The sequence below is a fragment of the Hylemonella gracilis str. Niagara R genome (assembly GCF_000600295.1).
Classification (GTDB): Bacteria; Pseudomonadota; Gammaproteobacteria; order Burkholderiales; family Burkholderiaceae_C; genus Hylemonella; species Hylemonella gracilis_A.
This window is the reverse complement of record NZ_JEMG01000001.1, coordinates 2,180,213-2,196,359: the sequence shown is the minus strand read 5'-3', so window position 1 is coordinate 2,196,359 and position 16,147 is coordinate 2,180,213. Positions and strand designations below refer to the sequence as shown.

Below are 16,147 nucleotides of genomic sequence, written 5' to 3'. Positions count from 1 at the left end.
TGCAACAGTCTGCTAATCGTTCGTGCAGAGGTGTCGTTGACAGGGGCCGGATGTGGACGCGTGGAAGACGGAAGAGATTTCATCTGCTTCTCGTGTCAGCGCGATGACCTCCGCGACGAATGGGTCATGCAAGTCGTTGGTGCTGACTCATGCGCTCACGATCGAATTCACCTCGGAAGATGTGAGGCGAGCAAATACGGCGCCTGTGCAGCGACGAGTGGCTGGCTGTATCGACTGGTCATGGGCGCCAGCAGGAAGGCCTGCTATATGCGCGCCCACGTGTGCGTGGCACGCAGCAAATTCAGTGGGTTGAATTCACCGATGTGATCAAGGTGACTGCGTGGCCGGCTACGACACCGAACTCAATCGCGCGTGGAAGGCCGGCGACCTTGAATGGTTTGCACGCCTGTGACCGGGCTGCCAATCAGTGTGCGTGATCAGCGTGGCCATGGGCGTGGCCCCAGACCAGCAGTGCGTCACGGCCTTCCACCAGCAGATCGCAGCAGGCGCCAACCGGCAGCAGCACCTTGGTAGGCACATGGCCGAAGGGCAGGCCCGTCAGCACCGGTACCTTGAGCTGGCTGCGCAACCAGTTGACCACGCTTTGCAGCGTGTATCCCTTGTCGTGCGGTGTCAGCTTGTAGTCAGTGAAGTGGCCGAGCAGGATGGCCTGCTGCCGGCCCAGCACGCCCGCGTGCAGCAGCTGGGTCAGCATGCGTTCGATGCGGTAAGGGTGTTCGCCCACGTCTTCCAGGAACAGCAATCCCCCCTCGGTCTTCATCGGAGACGGGAAGTACGGGGTACCCAGCAAGGACACCAGCACAGCGAGGTTGCCGCCCCACAGCGGTGCGTGCTCCACCTTGATGCGAGCCGTGTCACCCAGTCGGCGTGCCTGCCAGGCACCCGCCGCCGCCTTGTTCGCCTCGCTGGTCTTGGGCAGCCGCCAGCCCGTGCCTTCACCCTGCCCCAGCAACAGGTCCTCGAAGCAGGCCTGAGTGATTTCGTCTGGATCCCCTGCTCCACCAAAGGCTTCGAGCAAGGCGGGGCCTGCCCAGGTGATGCCGACCTCTTGCCCGCTCGCGTGGGCCAGCACGGCGAGTTGGAAGGCGGTGAAGTCGCTCAGTCCGACGAAGGCGGTGCCGCGTTCGATCGCTTTGTGGATCTGCTTCATGGGCAGGTCCGGCAGGATGCGCGTGAGGCCATAACCCCCACGCGTGATCAGCGCCACGTCCGCGCCGCTGGCCGCCGCGCGGCGGATGGCGGCCAGCCGAGTCGCGTCGTCGCCCGCGAAGCGCTGCTGGCTGGCCAGGGCGGTCTCGTCGACTTCCACCTCGAGGTCTATGCCGAGAGCGGGGCCCAATGCTTTCAGTCGTTGGATGCCGCGCTTGAAGGCAGCCTTGTCGCGCACCGCGCCGGAGGGGGAGTAGATGTAGATGTGTTTGCTCATACCGCAGCCATTATCGGTGGCGATCTGTGTCGTCCCGACCCAAGGAGCGGTTTCCAGCCCATCGGGGTGGGTGCCCCAGCTCAGTCCGGTGCGCTGATGGTGGCAAAGGCCGCGAAAGCGCGTTGCGCGGCGCGATGCCCGGCATCGGGAAACGGCGCGTCCCAGGCGCGGCGTGCTTCCTGGGTGTACGACTCGTCCAACTCATCCGGCTTGGCCCTGGGTGCTGCTGCATCGTGCGCTTGCACTTGCCGTCCCGATTCGGCCCTGGCCCAGCGTCGGCCCAGTTCAGCGATCGGGTCACCCGCCTCGCCTGGCAGCAGCAGCGCCACGCGCCGCAGGTCCAGCCGTTCGACAAATTCCCGCAGTACCTGCAGGTGCCATTCCAGGCGGTGGGCGCCCTCCTTCTTGGGCTTGTCGCTGCGGCCGAAGCCGATCAGGTCCGGCGCGACCACGCGGTCACCCCGGGCCAGCAGTTGAGGAATCAGCGCACGGTAGCGGTAGCTCCAGTCGCCTTGCCCGTGTAGGCAGAGCCAGGTGACTCTATGGTCGTCGGATGCATCGGCCGGCCCGTCTCCCTGATGTGTCGTGTCGCCGCCACCTTCGTCCAGGTAATGCAGGCGCAGCCCGGCCAGGGATGGCAGGTCGTTCAGGTAACGTGGCGTCCAGGGGAAATCGGGCAGATTGGCGAAACGGTGTTCAGGTGTGCGCAGCGCATCCTCGCGCAGCGGAAAACGGGCCGGATCCTGCAAGGTGGCTTCCCGCGCCTGTCGACGACGCTGCAGAAAGAAGTCCTGCAGCAGCGCGCCGCAGTCCTCGGCCAGCAGGCCACCCTGCACCTTGGTCTGGTGGTTGAGTTGGCGGTAATCAAACAGGTTCAGCACCGAACCGGCAGCGCCGGTCTTGGGGTCGGCCGCGCCATAGACCAAGCGCTTGAGGCGCGCGTGCAGCATGGCGCCGGCGCACATGGGACAAGGTTCCAGCGTCACGTACAGCGTGCAGTCCTCGAGCCGGTAATTGCCCAGGGCCAAACCGGCGGCGCGCAAGGCCTTCATCTCGGCATGGGCGGTCGGGTCATGGTCGGCGATGGGGGTGTTGCGTCCGGTGGCAAGCACACGATGCGCGCCCGTGCGCGGGTCCTGGTGGACCAGCACCGCGCCGACCGGAACCTCACCCATCTGAGCGGCCTGGCGCGCCTGGTCCAGGGCCTGCCGCATGAAATCGAGGTCCAAACTCATGCTTGCCCGCGCAGGCCCAGCCGGTCCATCCAGGCCGCCAGGCCCTGTTCGTCCGCGCTGCCCGCCGCGTAGCCCGCGCGCATGGCAGCATGTGCCTCGGGCCGGTGCTGGTTGAGCTTGAGCTTGCACTGCAGCGCGGTCACGCGCAGTTCAAAGGCGACGATGCCGTTGAGCATCTTGCGCTGAAATTCCGGGTCCAGGCTACGCCACCGGGCCGCGTAAGCCGGTTCATGGTCGCCGATCAACTGCTTGAGCAAGGCGTCCTTGGCCTCGGCGTCCTCGATCAGCGTGGCCTCCACCGCGCAATGCACGGCCAGGTAGTTCCAGGTAGGCACCCGTTGTTCGTCCGGATAGACCTGGGGCGACATGTAGGCATGCGGCCCCAAAAAGGTGACGAGCGCCCGGGGGCGGGCCTGCAGGTAGCGCCAGTGCGGATTGGGTTTGGCCACATGGCCCAGCAAATGCAGTTCCTCTTGCGCGCCCTGTGCCAGGGTATGCAACTGCACATGCAGAGGCAGATGAGTCACGTAAGGCAGGCCCTCGTCGTCATTGCCGATCAGGCTGGCGAAGGGGTGCTCGCGCATCAAGGCCAGGGCGAGCGAGCGGTCCTCGGATGTGAATTGCGGCGGCAGGTACATGCGGGCAGAATGTAGCGCATGAGTGGCGCATTGGTGGGCTTCCGTATCGGCGGCGAGAAAAAGCTGCTGCGCCTGCATGGCGAGCGCGGTTGTGAAAGCGTGCTGACCGGCCTGCTGGCCTGGTTGCGCGGCGTCAGTGACGCGCGCCTGCACGCATACGCCGGCGTACTCCACGCGGTGGACATGGCGCAAGGGCACTACACCGCCGAGCTGCGAGAGAAGGAGCGCGCCATCTTGCTGGCCTTCTTCGAAGACCACCTGGGCGAAAGCTGCCAGCCACCGACCTGGGCCGAGGCTTTCGCGGCCTTTCCCGAGCTGGAAGGCTGGCATGCCGGTTTTCCCTACATGCCGGCCGCCAACATCGACGCTTGCGCCGACGTGCCTTGGGGTTTCCTGCTCGACCTCGACGCGGACCGGGGCGCTGGCGAACTGCAGATCTACATCAACCGTCACGCCCGTTTCGCCTGGCGCGACATGGGTGTCGGCCCGGCAGCCCCCTGCTGCACCGTGCCCCTGGCCCACGCCCGCAAGCTCACGGCCGCCGATGTGGCCGCCCTGCAGGGCCTGCTGCATCAGAATTTCTATTCCGACGGCATCGACCCGCTGCTGCCCTTGCGCGAACCCGCGCGCAACCATCTGTCGCCTCCCTTCCCGGCCCTGGGCTCCACCACCTCTGTCGCGGGTGAGGAGGCTTGGCTGGCTCGCCTGCATCTCTCGGCCGGTCACGCGCGCCTCCTGTTGGAACGCGCGGGTCTGCGTGCCACGGTGCGCCAGGTGAGCGAATTACGGCTGGACGATCCCCATTGCGGGGCCTGGCTGCGCGAGGCACTGGCACCAGAGGTTCTGGCCCTGACCCTGGCGATCCACGGCCCCGGCGCGAGCCTGGGCCAGATGGCCCGCGTTGCGGCGCATCTGCCCAGCCTGCCTTTCGCGGTTGAGCTCCGAACCGAAGCCGGGGCAGAGGTGGTCAGTGGCGGCCTGCCGCTGCTGGCTCTGGGCCTGAACCCGCATACAGGGCTCAACCTGGCCCTGAGTCCGCGCGACGGTCCCGCCTACTTCGACGCATTGCGCACCTGCTTCCTTGATGGAGGCATGAGCGTGCAAGGCTGGCGTTTCCTGATCAAGCAGGACAACGCGGTGCTGCGCGCCATCTTGCAGTTTTTTCCGCCTTCGGCCCGCATCCTGCGCGGCTTCACGCACTTCATCAACCTGCTGGCCAGCAGCCTGCAGCGCGAACCGCTGACCTTGAACCGCTGTCAGCCGGCCCTGCGCGGGGTGGAGCGCATCCTGGACCGCACGCGTGGACGTCCCGAAGCGATGCGCGAGGAAAACGCGCGCATCTTCCTGCGTGCCCTGATGCGCGCGCGCCTCTCGGTCGAGCAGGAAGCCAACCTCGCCCACGAGGCGCAGGACGTGTCGGACTTCGTCTACGCACACACCGCCGTGCTCAAGGGCGCGACCTGGGCGTCCTTGTGCCGCCGCTCGGATGCCTGGCACCGCGCCTTGCTGATCGAAGTGGATCCGGCCAAGGACCTGCGCTGGCATGCCCTGCTGCCCCTGCATCAGAGCGGCGCTTACGTCGCGGTCGAGCTGGACAGCGGCTACCTGCTGGCCGAGGAAGGGCTGGAACAGCGCCATTGCATCGGTAGCTACGCCAATGCATGCGCCAGCGGAGGCACGCGGGTGTTCTCGCTGCGCCATGGGACCGCGCAGGGCCGGCGCGTGGCCACACTGGAAGTTCAGCGCGGCCACGATGGGGTCTGGCGCATGGTGCAGATCCGGGGCAAGGCCAACACGCCGGTGCATGACCCGCAGCTGCTGCAGGCGGCCGATCAGGTCGTGGCGGCCTATGGCGCGGCGGTGCGGACCCGGGCCATGCGGGCCGGCGTGAGTGGCCTGGGCTCCTCAGCGGTGGGGGACTATGCTGCACCGCCTTATGTCATCCACCGCCAGGAACACTGGACCGGCTGAATTCCGCGTCCATTTTCCATCGCCCCTTCGCATCCACCTTCGCACGTCCGGATCCCCATGGCCACCGACCGCATCTCCACCGGCAGCGCGTTGCTGCCCTTGCCGCGCGTCGCCAGCACGACCGGGAGTAAGGCCGGTGGCGGCGATGGCGAAATGCTGACGCTGCGCATCGAGAGCCGCAGCGGCGCCGGCGCGAACCAGGTGTTCAACGGCCGCAGCGCGGACGGGCGGCTCTTCCAACTGAGCGCGGGCCTGGCGACTGGCATCAACTTGCAGATCGGACAGTTGCTGCAAGTCCAGGTGCCAGGGAGGCAGTCGCAGTTTCAGTTGGCGATGCAGGGCGGCGCCCTGCTTGTGCCCTCGCCGACCCAGCCCGGCGCGCCCACCAGCACCACCCTCAGCCTCGCGGCGACGCAAGTCCAAGCCCAGATGACGGACGCGGACGGTGAGGCCTCCTCCCGCGCGCCGGACCTGGAGCAATTGCTGCTGCAACGTTTCTTCCAGGGCCAGGGGAGCGTGGGCGACATCTGGGTACTGGCGCAGGGCTGGCGTCATCTGGTGCTCGCGCGCATGCGCCAAGTGCAAGGGCCGACCTTTGCAGCGACGCCCACGGCTGCCGCACGCCCCGGCAACACCACCGTGGACGCCGCTGCCACGGCCGCCTCGATGGCCCTGCTGCAGGCCATGACGCCGGATGAAGGACTGCAGGACAATGGACCACATCCCTCCTTCTTCGGCGCCACGGCCCAGGCGCCCACTCCCCCGCTGCTGCTGCCGCAGCTCTGGATGTTCCATACCTATGTCTGGAACAATACCCTGCCCCTGACCTTCTGGGTGCTGCCGCGCGAGGAAGAAAAAAAGGAGGGTGGGCAAGCCACCCGTCAGCCCACCCGCGCGCGCATGCTGCGCTTGTGCTTCAAGCACCCTGTGCACGGACTGCTCTGGGTGGACGTGCGCGTGGACGAGCTGCACGTCACGCTCGATGTCCACGCGGAACAGGCCGCCGCCGTCGACGCCTTGCTGCAGCTGCGTCCAGCCGTCAGCGCCGCCATGGCGCAGGCCGGACTGCGTCTGCTGCGGTTTCAGGTCCGGGCAGAGCCGCCCCCTCGTCCCGCGCACGATCCTGACCAAGCGGGCACGGCGGCCCTTCGGGGCGGCATGGATACCTTGCCTGCTCCGCTGAACTTTGCCGAATCGGCGCTCGCACCCGAGCTGTTTCTCGCGGCGGTGGGCTTGATGGAAGCGTTGCGCCAGACTTGAGTCCGCAACGGCGGCACCTAGGGTCCATGGAGAGTGCGTGGATGGTCATGCCGCATTCATGGCGGTGGTCGCGCGGGCGCCGCACTGGCGAACACATGGTCCCAGAAGCCGCTGGTCACGCCATAACAGGCCGACGCCGCCTCGTGGTGGTGCCGGGCATGCCAGCGTTTGCGCTCACGCAACCAGGCATTGCGGGCACGCCAGTGGTGTGTGGCATGGTGCGTTACCGCGTAACCCAGGTAGCCCGCCAGCACCCCCAGCGTCAGCGCGCAGGCCTGCCAGACACTGCCCCAGAGCAGTGCTGGCAGAAACACCAGCGCGACGAAGAGGCTCGCGCTCAGTATCGTGGGGGTGAAGATCAGCGCCTGGGGTCTGCGGTGGTGCGCCGCGTGCCAACTGCGAAATGGCTCCACGCCATGCAGAATGAAGCGGTGCAGCAGGTACTCAATGGCTGTCCAGGCCACGAGACCGACCGCGACGAGCGCGCAGCTCTGCAGCCACTGGTCACGCGGGCTGACGAACAGCAGCAGAAGCATCAGGACCGCCGTGGCGCAGGTGTAGAGCACAAAATCCACCAGGTAAGCCGTCTTTCCTTGCTTCAGCGTGAACAGCAACGCCATCCGGCGCGGCAACGAGCGCTCAGATCCGGACATGGGGCATGCGTGGCGTGGCTGCGTCGCGGGTCGTCGCGTCGGGCAAGGACCCGCATCGCGAGGTGATGGGTTCGGCAAACACCATCGCGGCTTCCACCGCACGGGCGACTCTCTGGCCGCGCGCTTCGTCCTCGGTCCAGACCGAGCCACCCAGGCTGGAATCGGCGCACAGGGCCAGCGCGGTCGCGGCCGCGTCGTTCTTGACACGATGGAAGGACAGCATGGGGCCGAAAAGATCGTCACGGAAAGCGGGCTCACCCGGCTGGATATCGGTCAGTATCGTGGTCAGCATGAAGGGCCCAGGACCGGCAATGCGCCAGCCGTCCAGGGCTCGCCCTGCCCCGGCTTGCAGCGCGGCATCCACCTGCGCCAGCAGCCGGACCAGCACAGCCTCGGCGGACAGCGGTCCGCGGGTGCTCCTTGCATCCGTGCGGCCGCCGATCGTCATGCCCTTGAGCTCGGCCTTGAAGCCCTCCAGGAACGCGTCGGCGACCGATTCGACCACGATGAAGCGCCGGGCGGCAGCCCCACTCTGGCCCGGAGGGTACATGCGCCCGTGGACGGCCCAGGGCATGGCCTGGGCCAGATCGGCGTCGTCCAGCACGATGAAGGCATCGCTGCCGCCGAGTTCCAGCGCGCCTTTCTTCAGGCCACCGCCCTGGCATGCAGCGGTGCCGGCCATCGCGGTCGGGCGGCCATCCGAGCCCAGTCCCTGGAGGTGCGAACCGTTGATGGCCTGGTCGGACCGCTCGTGCGAGACGACCAGGTTGGTGTAGACCCCTGCCGGTGCGCCGGCCTCGGCCCAGAGTTTCTCGAATGCGATCGCGCAGGCGGGCACATATCCGGCGTGTTTGACGATGACCGTGTGGCCCGCCATCAACTGCGGACCAGCGATGCGGGCCAGTTGGTAGAACGGAAAGTGCCAAGGCTCGCCGCAGAACAGCACCCCCAGGGGACTCCCCTGCAGGAAGGCCGCGCCATACCGCGGATAGAGATTGGCGGGATCAGGAAATGCCTCGGCCTGTCGCGCATGGTAGGCCAAAATGTCCGCGCTCAAGCGCACCTCGCCACGGGCCTCGCCGATGTGCCGCCGCATCTCCCGCGTGACGAGGCGGGCGTAGTCATCGGCGTGCGCCAGCATCAGGGCCGCCGCCTTGTGGACGATCTCGGCCCGTTGCGCGGCGGAGGTTTTTTTCCATTGCTGCAAGCTCGCATGCGCCTTGGCCAGTACCGCCTCGGTCTGAGTGGCGTTGATCTGGCCGGGAGGTTTTGGCAGTTCGGTGGTGCTCGGGTCGATGCTCAGGCGGGTCACGGTGAAGTCGTCCTTCAAGGGGAAATGGCCTGGGCCGTGCGGATCATCCAGGGATGCAGGCGGCCCATGCTTCATGCAGATGCACAGTGCGGCATCGCCCTCACCGTGGTCTGTGCGTTGGAGTACCCACTGCGCGAGCGTCGACAAGATCTCATGCCATGCGCATCGCGGCGCATGGCATGGGTGCACGGACTGCGTATGCCGGCGCACCGACCGCGGCGCGAGGCCTCGCCCACAGTCGCTAGGGACCAGGCCGCGCTTGCCACAAACATGCCGCAGCCCTTACCCCAACCTTGATTGCACGAGGAAACACCATGTCTCCTGGCTTGACCGAATCACATCGAACCCTGGTTCTGAAAACCGGGTCTTGCCCGGCATGGCCCCCATGTCTGCGCTGATGGGCATGGACCTGGATCATGTGCTCCGAGCCGCGAGGGCCGACCGTTTCATCGCCGCGGGTTGACGAAAGGCATGGTGTTTCCCGGCATCGACACGCTTACCATCGCGGCGCGGCGATCAGGTCCGACCTCGCCGACTCACAGGCACGGCGCATCCATCATGGTTTCGGTGTCGGACGCCGTGCTCATCTTGCTTGTCTCCTCATAACGCGGAGGGCTGCGCCAGGGCAGTGCCCGATTCGCGGTTTTCGCGAGCAAGGTGAGCATCGATCCCTTGCGGGCATCCCCATGGGGTGCTGCCGGGGCCGATCGGACGGGGGGCATGGGTGGGCTTGAGGAAGGCATGCCTCAGTGTGGGCAGCAACAGCACCTGCCTTCTGTGCGCTGGCGCACATCAGCCCCGCTTTTCCGAGCCGATGTTGTTTTCACGGCAATGAAGGGCCGGTCAGCCGACCTGCCAATCGGCGATGCCTTGCTCATGCATGCAGGCCAGCTGGCCGTGCTGATGCGCAAGACAAGGGCGAGGCGCGCTCAGCGCGCCTCGCCCACGCAGACCACGGCTTGGTGCCGCAAGTGGAACATCTCGATGTCGGTTTCCAGGAAGAAGGCCGCTTCCCAGGGATTCTTCAGGATGAACTGGGCACGCAGCGGTTCGTACTCGGCCGCCGTGCGCGGCACGAGGTAAGCCTGCATTTCCAGGATGGTGTAGTTCCAGTGGATGGACTGGTCGAAGGTGAACTTGGCGCGTTCGTCGATGGTGAAGAAGCAGCGCGGTTCCCGTTTCAGGACTTGCGACTTGAAGGTGCCGGGCCGCGTGATGATGAAGACATCGTCGTCCTCCGAGGAGAGAAAGGCCATCACGGTGGTGTGCGGCTGCGCGGGTGTCAGCGTGGTCAGCACGCCGATCTTGTTGGGGTGGTCCTTTTCCTCGGGCGCTGGAATGCGGCTCAGCGGAGAGGCCGCCAGCGCGCGCGAGGGGCGCGGATCGGCCGGGAACTCGTAACCGGGTTCGCGTTGCGACTCGACCACCTTGACGCCGTGGATCAGGCTGAATTCGACCGGCGCCACCGTGGCCCAGTTCTCGTCCACCGCCAGTACCCTGCCCTTGTAGGAGGTCCGGTAGACGCGCAGCTCGGCGTCCAGTTCGTCCACCCCGGTCCGGTTGTCCAGGTGCAGCGTGACCAGGGAGCCCTGGGCCAGGGCGTGGCCCTTGGGAATGAACAGCTGCAGCTGGTTGTCACGGCGGGGGTACACCACGCAGATGTGGTGCACGATGCCCGAAGCCTGGTAGGAGGCCAACACCCCCAGAATCTGCTCGCCCAGATAGTCACGCAAGGCCATCACGGAATCCTTCGTCTTGATGCGCGCATTCTAGACAGATGGCTTGGACGGTGGGTTCGAGGGCAGACGGTGCGCCGGACCAGCCGGCGCACCGGATGTCCGCGTTCAGTGCGGCGAATCGGGGAAGTAGTACTTCGCGGCGTTGTCCTTGGTCACCAGCACCGAGGGGATGATGGTGCGCGCTGGCATGGACTTGCCGGACACGCGGGCCTCGGCCGTGAGCTTCATCGCGTCGGCGATCATGCTGGGCGAGTAGGTCACGTTGGCGCGGACCAGCTTGTCGCCGTCCATGACTTTCTTGATGTAATCCTTGGCACCGGCACCACCGACGACGAGCTTCACATCCGTGCGCTTGGCCTGTTCGATGGCGCGTTGCACGCCCACGGCCATGTCATCGTCCGAGGCCCAGACGGCGTCGATCTGCTTGAAGCGCGTGAGGAAGTCCTGCATGACCTTGAAGGCGTCATCGCGGTTCCAGTTGCCGTGCTTGGCGTCGAGCACCTTGATGCCGGGGTGCTTCTTCATGACGGCGTTGAAGGCGTCCACGCGCTCGTTGTCGATGACGGTGGGAATGCCGCGCAGGATGACGACGTTGCCCTTGCCGCCCATCTCCTTGGCCATGTATTCGCCAGCCACCTTGCCGAAGCCGGGGTTGTCGCCGGCGACATAGGCGTCCTGCGCCTTGGGGTCGGTCAGGCCACGGTCCACCACCGTCACGAAGACCCCCTTGCCCTTGACCTGCGCCACGGGCCGCGTCAGGGGGGCGGACTCAAAGGGCAGGATGACCAGGGTATCGATCTTGTTGACCGTCTGCAGGTCCTGGACCTGGTTGGCCTGCTCGGCGGCGGAGCCCGCGGTCCGCACGATGACCGTGGTGCCGGGGTATTGCTTCTCAAGCTCGGTCTTGGTGCGGTTGGCCCAGTACACCACCCCGCCCGTCCAGCCGTGGGTCGCCGCCGGGACGGAGACACCCATCACCATCTTGTTCTGGGCAAATGCAGGCGCGCTCATCAGAGCGCAGACGGCCAATGACATGGCCGAGAATAGACGTCGATTCATGTTGTCTCCTAGCGTAAGTTTTTGAAGGCAAAGATGGCCTACCGCCCTCAGGGGCTGGCGTGGCCGCAGGTTCATCGTCGCCCACGTTGTAGGAAGGCCACGACGATGATCACGAAACCCTGCACCGCCGCGTTCAGGTAGACGCTGATGATGCTGGTGAGGTTGAGGATGTTGCCGATGACCGAGAGCAGCACAGCGCCGACCACGGTGCCCGCGACGCGGCCCTGGCCGCCCTTGAGGGCGGTCCCGCCCACGATGACGGCGGCGATGGCCTCGAGTTCCCAGAGCAGGCCCGTGGTGGGCGAGGCTGAACCCAGTCGCGGCACGTAGAGCACGGTGGCGATGCCCACGCAAATGCCCAGCAGCATGTAGGTCAGGATCTTGACCCGGTCCACCGCCACGGCGGCATAGCGCGCCACCTGCTCGTTGGAGCCGATGGCCTGCACGTAACGCCCGTAGCGCGTGCGGTTGAGCAGCAGCGCGCCCACCAGGGCCACCGCAAGAAAGACCCAGATCGGGATCGGAATGCCCAGCCAGGCCCCGTAATAGACCGGGCCGTAGACATCACCCAGGGTGTTGTCCAGCGTGAGCGCGCCGCCGTTGGAGAAGTAGGTCAGGTAGGCGCGGAAGATGCCCAGGGTGCCCAGCGTGACGATGAAGGGTTCGATCCGCCCCTTGGTGATGAGCAGGCCATGCGCCAGGCCGAAGGCCGCGCCCAGCGCCAGCGCCAGTGCCATGCCCACCAGTACGGCGGCGAGCGGGCTGCCGACCAGGGGAGCCACCCAGTTCATGACCATGATCATGCAGCCCGCGATCAGCGCCGCCATCGAGCCCACCGAGAGGTCGATCCCGCCCGAGATGATGACGAAGCACATGCCCACGGCGATGATGCCGATGAAGGCCGTGCGGGTCAGCACGTTCATCGCGTTGTCCCAGGTGGCGAAGTCGCTGTTGAGCAAGGTGCCGACGACGCACAGCAGCAGCAGGCCGATGAAGGGGCCCGCTTCGCGCAGGTGACGGCGCAAGTGGCGGCCCATCAAAGCGCCGACCGGCTCTTGCGCGCTGGTTGTGGTGTCGGGTTGCTGCATGGTCATGGTATCAGTGCGTGCCGGTGGCATGGGCGATGAGCTCCTCTTCGGTCAGATGGTCAGAGTCCAGGGTGGCCTGCACGGCGCCAGCCCGCATCACCACCACGCGGTGGCACAGGCCGATCAGCTCCATCAGTTCGGAGGAGATCACGACCACCGCGCGGCCTTCGGCCGCGAGCCGCTGGACCAGGAAGTAGATGTCGCGCTTGGCCCCCACGTCCACGCCGCGCGTGGGTTCGTCCAGCACCACCACGCGCGGGTCAGGCTGCAGAACCTTGGCCATGGCCAGCTTCTGCTGGTTGCCGCCGGACAGGGACCCCGCGGCGGCGTCCAGCGTCCGTGCGCGGATGCCGAAATCGGTCACGGCTTGCGCCAGTGCCCGGCGTTCCGACTGCGGATCGAGCCAGGGCCGCGCGTGGCGGTCCAAGTCCATGAGCGTCAGGTTCTCCTGCAGCGACATGCGGGTGTGCAGCCCCCGGCCCTTGCGGTCCTCGCTCAGGTAGGTCATGCCGGCGCGCGCCGCCTCGCGCGGGTTGCGAAAGCGCACCACCTGACCGCCCAGTCGCACCTCGCCCGCGCTAACGGGGCGCAAGCCCAGCAGGGCCTCGAACAGTTCGGTGCGCCCTGCCCCGACCAAGCCGGCGAAGCCGAGGATCTCACCCGGACGCACATCAAAGCTCACGTCCCGGGCCCAGCCGGGCACACTCAAATGCCGCGCCGACAGCAGCGGTTCGGCCGGCGGCGGTGGCTTGCGGGGCGGGAACATGTCGGAGAGCTCACGACCGACCATCAGGTTGGCCATCTGCTGCCGGCTGTGCTCGGCGGTGGGGCCGTGAGCGACGAAGCGGCCATCGCGCATCACCACGATCTCGTCGCTCACGCGTTCCACCTCGTCCAGCTTGTGCGAGATGTAGACGATGGTCACGCCCTGGCCACGCAGCCGCGCGATCACCTCGAACAGGCGCTGCGCCTCGGTGGGCGTGAGCGTGGCCGTGGGCTCGTCCATCACCAGCAGGCGCGCCTGACGCGCCAGCGCCTTGGCGATTTCGACCAATTGCTTCTCGGCCACCATGAGATCACGTACGCGCGTTTCGGGGTCCACCTCCAGGCCCACCTGTTGCAGGACTTCGCGCGTGACGCCGCGCATGTGCGCCTCGTCCAGCAGCAGTCCGCGTCTCGGTTCTCGGCCCAGGAAGATGTTCTGCGACACCGTCAGGTCATCGGCCAGGTTGAACTCCTGGTGGATCAGCACGATGCCGGCGTCCTCGGCGTCGCGCGAGCTTTTGAAATGCCGCGCAGCGCCATCGACTTCGAAGCCGCCGGCACTGAGCGTCTCGTAACCGCAAAGAATCTTCATCAGCGTGGACTTGCCCGCGCCGTTCTCACCCAGCAGTCCGACCAGGCGACCCGCCGCCAATTCAAAGCTCACGCCGTGCAGCACCCGGACCGGGCCGTAGTCCTTGACGACCTCGTGAAAGCGCACATGCAGGCTCACGCCGGCACCTCCACCCAGCGCGCGCCCTCGGCGGCCGAGTGCACCGCCGCTTCGATGAAGGCCATGCCGTGCACGCCGTCGGCGATGGTGGGGAACACCACGTCCGCGGGCGGGGCCTGGCCCTCGCGCGCGGCGTGCAGGGCCTGCGCGATCTCGCTGTAGATGGTGGCGAATCCCTCCAGATAGCCTTCGGGGTGGCCGGACGGCAGGCGCGTGACACGCGCCGCGTCGCCGTTGGCTGCGCCGGTGCCGCGCGCGATGGTCTGGGTCGGCTGGCCGAATGGAGACCAGTGCAACTGGTTCGGATGTTCCTGCCGCCACTCCAGCCCGCCCTTGTCGCCATACAGGCGCAGGCGCAGCCCGTTCTCGTTGCCGGGCGCCACCTGGCTGGCCCACAGCAGGCCGCGCGCGCCGTTGGCGTAGCGCAGCATGACTTGCACGTTGTCGTCCAGCGCACGGCCGGGCACGAAGGTGCTGAGCTCGGCGCACAACTGCGTGGGCTGCAGTCCCGTCACGAAACCTGCGAGTTGGTAAGCGTGGGTGCCGATGTCGCCGACGCAGCCGCCCGCGCCGGAGCGCTTCGGATCGGTGCGCCAGGCGGCCTGCTTCTGCCCCGTGGATTCGAGCGACTCGGTCAGCCAGTCCTGCACGTACTCCACCTGCACCAACCGGATGTTGCCGAGCGCGCCCTCGCGCACCATGCGCCGCGCGTGGCGCACCATGGGGTAACCCGAGTAGTTGTAGGTGACGGCGAACAGGCGGCCGCGCGACTGCGCCAGCGCCTTCAGGCGCTGGGCGTCGGCCAGCGTGGTTGTGACCGGCTTGTCGCAGATCACATGGATGCCGGCTTCGAGGAAGGCCTGGGCGGCCGGCGCATGCTGGTCATTGGGCGTGACGATGGCCACGGCCTCAATGCCGTCCGGCCGGGCCGCCTCCTCGCGCGCCATGGTGCGGTAGTCCGCGTAGGCGCGCGCCAGACCCAGCGCCGCGGCCGAGCGCAGCGACTTCTCGGGCGTGGATGAGAGCGCCCCCGCCACCAGCTCATAGTGGTCGTCGATGCGGGCCGCGATGCGGTGCACCGCGCCGATGAAGGCGCCCTCGCCTCCGCCCACCATGCCCAGGCGGATGCGTCCGCCTGCCTTGCCTTCGGCCTTGCCGGCTTCGATGCTCATGCGCCCTCCTTGGCCAGGCCCAGCATGCGGCGCAGCTGCGCGGGATCGGTCTGGCCCCCGGCAAAGTCGTCGAAGGCCTTCTCGGTCACGCGGATGATGTGGTCGCGGATGAAAACCGCCCCCTCCGCCGCGCCGGCCTCTGGGTGCTTGAGGCAGCATTCCCATTCCAGCACGGCCCAGCTGTCGTAGTTGTACTGGGCCATCTTGGAGAAGATGGCACCGAAATCCACCTGCCCGTCGCCCAGCGAGCGGAAGCGCCCCGCGCGCTGCACCCAGGGCTGGTAGCCGGAGTACACACCCTGCCGCCCCGTTGGGCGGAACTCGGCGTCCTTGATGTGCAGCGCCTTGATGCGCTCGTGGTAGATGTCGATGAACTCCAGGTAGTCCAACTGCTGCAGCAGGAAGTGCGAGGGGTCGTAATTGATGCAGCAGCGCGGATGGTTTCTCACACGTTCCAGGAACATCTCGAAGGTCACGCCATCGAACAGGTCTTCGCCCGGGTGCAGCTCGAAGCAGACATGGCAATCGGCGTCCTCGAAGGCATCGAAGATCGGCAGCCAGCGCTTGGCCAGTTCATCAAAAGCCGCCTCGATCAGGCCGGCTGGGCGCTGCGGCCAGGGGTAGAGAAAAGGCCAGGCCAGGGCGCCGGGGAAACTCACATTGCTCTTGAGACCCAGGCGCTGCGAGGCCTTGGCGGAGAGCTTCATCTGCTCCACCGCCCAGGCCTGGCGGGCCTTGGGGTTCTTGCGCACGGCCTCGGGCGCGAAACCGTCAAAGGCTTCGTCGTAGGCCGGGTGCACGGCCACCAGCTGGCCTTGCAGGTGGGTGCCCAGCTCGGTGATGGCCACGCCGTGCTCGCGCGCCACGCCCGCCACCTCGTCGCAATAGGTCTGCGACGCGGCGGCCTTGTCGAGGTCGAAGATGCGCTTGTCCCAGGACGGGATCTGCACACCCTTGAAGCCCAGGTTGCCGGCCCATTTCGTGATCGACGCCCAGGAGTCGAAGGGCGCGGTGTCGCTTGCGAACTGCGCCAGATAGATACCCGGACCCTTGATGTTGCTCGCCATGTCTCGCTCCT

13 protein-coding genes are annotated in these 16,147 nt (G+C 66.9%); 2 read left to right on the top strand and 11 right to left on the bottom strand.

The genetic code is table 11. The features are described 5' to 3' along the window. Positions 1–424: 424 nt before the first annotated feature. The 3 genes from AZ34_RS10120 to AZ34_RS10110 form a co-directional block, all read right to left on the bottom strand. On the bottom strand, positions 425–1,447 hold the full coding sequence (locus tag AZ34_RS10120) for an LD-carboxypeptidase (RefSeq protein WP_035607708.1): 1,023 nt from the start codon (positions 1,445–1,447) through the stop codon (positions 425–427). 80 nt (positions 1,448–1,527) lie between these two features. Beyond that, positions 1,528–2,682, bottom strand: a complete 1,155-nt coding sequence (gene tadA, locus AZ34_RS10115; RefSeq protein ID WP_035607705.1) for a tRNA adenosine(34) deaminase TadA — start codon at positions 2,680–2,682, stop codon at positions 1,528–1,530. Continuing rightward, complete coding sequence (locus AZ34_RS10110; protein ID WP_035607702.1) at positions 2,679–3,320, bottom strand: FMN-binding negative transcriptional regulator; 642 nt, start codon at positions 3,318–3,320, stop codon at positions 2,679–2,681. Before AZ34_RS10110 ends, tadA begins: the two co-directional genes overlap by 4 nt. An 18-nt stretch (positions 3,321–3,338) precedes the next feature. Here AZ34_RS10110 and AZ34_RS10105 point away from each other — a divergent pair, with 18 nt between their 5' ends. Continuing rightward, positions 3,339–5,291: a PcfJ domain-containing protein gene (locus AZ34_RS10105; RefSeq protein WP_081767166.1), complete on the top strand. Its 1,953-nt coding sequence runs from the start codon at positions 3,339–3,341 to the stop codon at positions 5,289–5,291. A gap of 57 nt (positions 5,292–5,348) precedes the next feature. Continuing rightward, complete coding sequence (locus AZ34_RS10100; protein WP_035607696.1) at positions 5,349–6,551, top strand: flagellar hook-length control protein FliK; 1,203 nt, start codon at positions 5,349–5,351, stop codon at positions 6,549–6,551. Positions 6,552–6,607: 56 nt separating this feature from the next. On the opposite strand, the gene AZ34_RS10095 is transcribed toward AZ34_RS10100, so the two are convergent. The 8 genes from AZ34_RS10095 to AZ34_RS10060 all read right to left on the bottom strand — a co-directional run bounded on the left by AZ34_RS10095 (position 6,608) and on the right by AZ34_RS10060 (position 16,136). Beyond that, positions 6,608–7,204 (bottom strand): sterol desaturase family protein, encoded by a 597-nt coding sequence (locus tag AZ34_RS10095; protein ID WP_197026526.1) that lies wholly within the window; start codon positions 7,202–7,204, stop codon positions 6,608–6,610. Next, entirely contained in the window at positions 7,191–8,663 is a 1,473-nt protein-coding gene (locus AZ34_RS10090; protein WP_051509669.1) for an aldehyde dehydrogenase family protein, read from the bottom strand. Before AZ34_RS10090 ends, AZ34_RS10095 begins: the two co-directional genes overlap by 14 nt. Before the next feature lie 782 nt (positions 8,664–9,445). Then, complete coding sequence (locus tag AZ34_RS10085; RefSeq protein ID WP_035607689.1) at positions 9,446–10,255, bottom strand: hypothetical protein; 810 nt, start codon at positions 10,253–10,255, stop codon at positions 9,446–9,448. Positions 10,256–10,360: 105 nt separating this feature from the next. After that, a complete protein-coding gene (locus AZ34_RS10080) occupies positions 10,361–11,314 on the bottom strand; it encodes an ABC transporter substrate-binding protein (RefSeq protein ID WP_035607686.1) in 954 nt (317 codons plus the stop codon). Between the two features lie 71 nt (positions 11,315–11,385). Continuing rightward, positions 11,386–12,351, bottom strand: a complete 966-nt coding sequence (locus tag AZ34_RS10075) for an ABC transporter permease (RefSeq protein ID WP_051510130.1) — start codon at positions 12,349–12,351, stop codon at positions 11,386–11,388. A gap of 61 nt (positions 12,352–12,412) precedes the next feature. Then, positions 12,413–13,897 carry a sugar ABC transporter ATP-binding protein gene (locus AZ34_RS10070; RefSeq protein ID WP_035607683.1) on the bottom strand — a complete coding sequence of 495 codons (1,485 nt, stop codon included), beginning with the start codon at positions 13,895–13,897 and terminating at the stop codon, positions 12,413–12,415. Next, entirely contained in the window at positions 13,894–15,069 is a 1,176-nt protein-coding gene (locus tag AZ34_RS10065; RefSeq protein WP_035607680.1) for a Gfo/Idh/MocA family protein, read from the bottom strand. Before AZ34_RS10065 ends, AZ34_RS10070 begins: the two co-directional genes overlap by 4 nt. Beyond that, the gene (locus AZ34_RS10060) at positions 15,066–16,136 is read right to left on the bottom strand and encodes a sugar phosphate isomerase/epimerase family protein (protein ID WP_035607677.1); all 1,071 of its coding nucleotides are present in this window, start codon (positions 16,134–16,136) and stop codon (positions 15,066–15,068) included. Before AZ34_RS10060 ends, AZ34_RS10065 begins: the two co-directional genes overlap by 4 nt. Positions 16,137–16,147 lie beyond the last annotated feature (11 nt).

What these genes read in the sequence shown, in the direction of transcription:
- AZ34_RS10120 (WP_035607708.1), bottom strand. Translation starts at nt 1,447, where the DNA reads ATGAGCAAACACATCTACATCTACTCCCCCTCCGGCGCGGTGCGCGAC.
- tadA (WP_035607705.1), bottom strand. Translation starts at nt 2,682, where the DNA reads ATGAGTTTGGACCTCGATTTCATGCGGCAGGCCCTGGACCAGGCGCGC.
- AZ34_RS10110 (WP_035607702.1), bottom strand. Translation starts at nt 3,320, where the DNA reads ATGTACCTGCCGCCGCAATTCACATCCGAGGACCGCTCGCTCGCCCTG.
- AZ34_RS10105 (WP_081767166.1), top strand. Translation starts at nt 3,339, where the DNA reads ATGAGTGGCGCATTGGTGGGCTTCCGTATCGGCGGCGAGAAAAAGCTG.
- AZ34_RS10100 (WP_035607696.1), top strand. Translation starts at nt 5,349, where the DNA reads ATGGCCACCGACCGCATCTCCACCGGCAGCGCGTTGCTGCCCTTGCCG.
- AZ34_RS10095 (WP_197026526.1), bottom strand. Translation starts at nt 7,204, where the DNA reads ATGTCCGGATCTGAGCGCTCGTTGCCGCGCCGGATGGCGTTGCTGTTC.
- AZ34_RS10085 (WP_035607689.1), bottom strand. Translation starts at nt 10,255, where the DNA reads ATGGCCTTGCGTGACTATCTGGGCGAGCAGATTCTGGGGGTGTTGGCC.
- AZ34_RS10080 (WP_035607686.1), bottom strand. Translation starts at nt 11,314, where the DNA reads ATGAATCGACGTCTATTCTCGGCCATGTCATTGGCCGTCTGCGCTCTG.
- AZ34_RS10075 (WP_051510130.1), bottom strand. Translation starts at nt 12,351, where the DNA reads ATGGGCCGCCACTTGCGCCGTCACCTGCGCGAAGCGGGCCCCTTCATC.
- AZ34_RS10065 (WP_035607680.1), bottom strand. Translation starts at nt 15,069, where the DNA reads ATGAGCATCGAAGCCGGCAAGGCCGAAGGCAAGGCAGGCGGACGCATC.
- AZ34_RS10060 (WP_035607677.1), bottom strand. Translation starts at nt 16,136, where the DNA reads ATGGCGAGCAACATCAAGGGTCCGGGTATCTATCTGGCGCAGTTCGCA.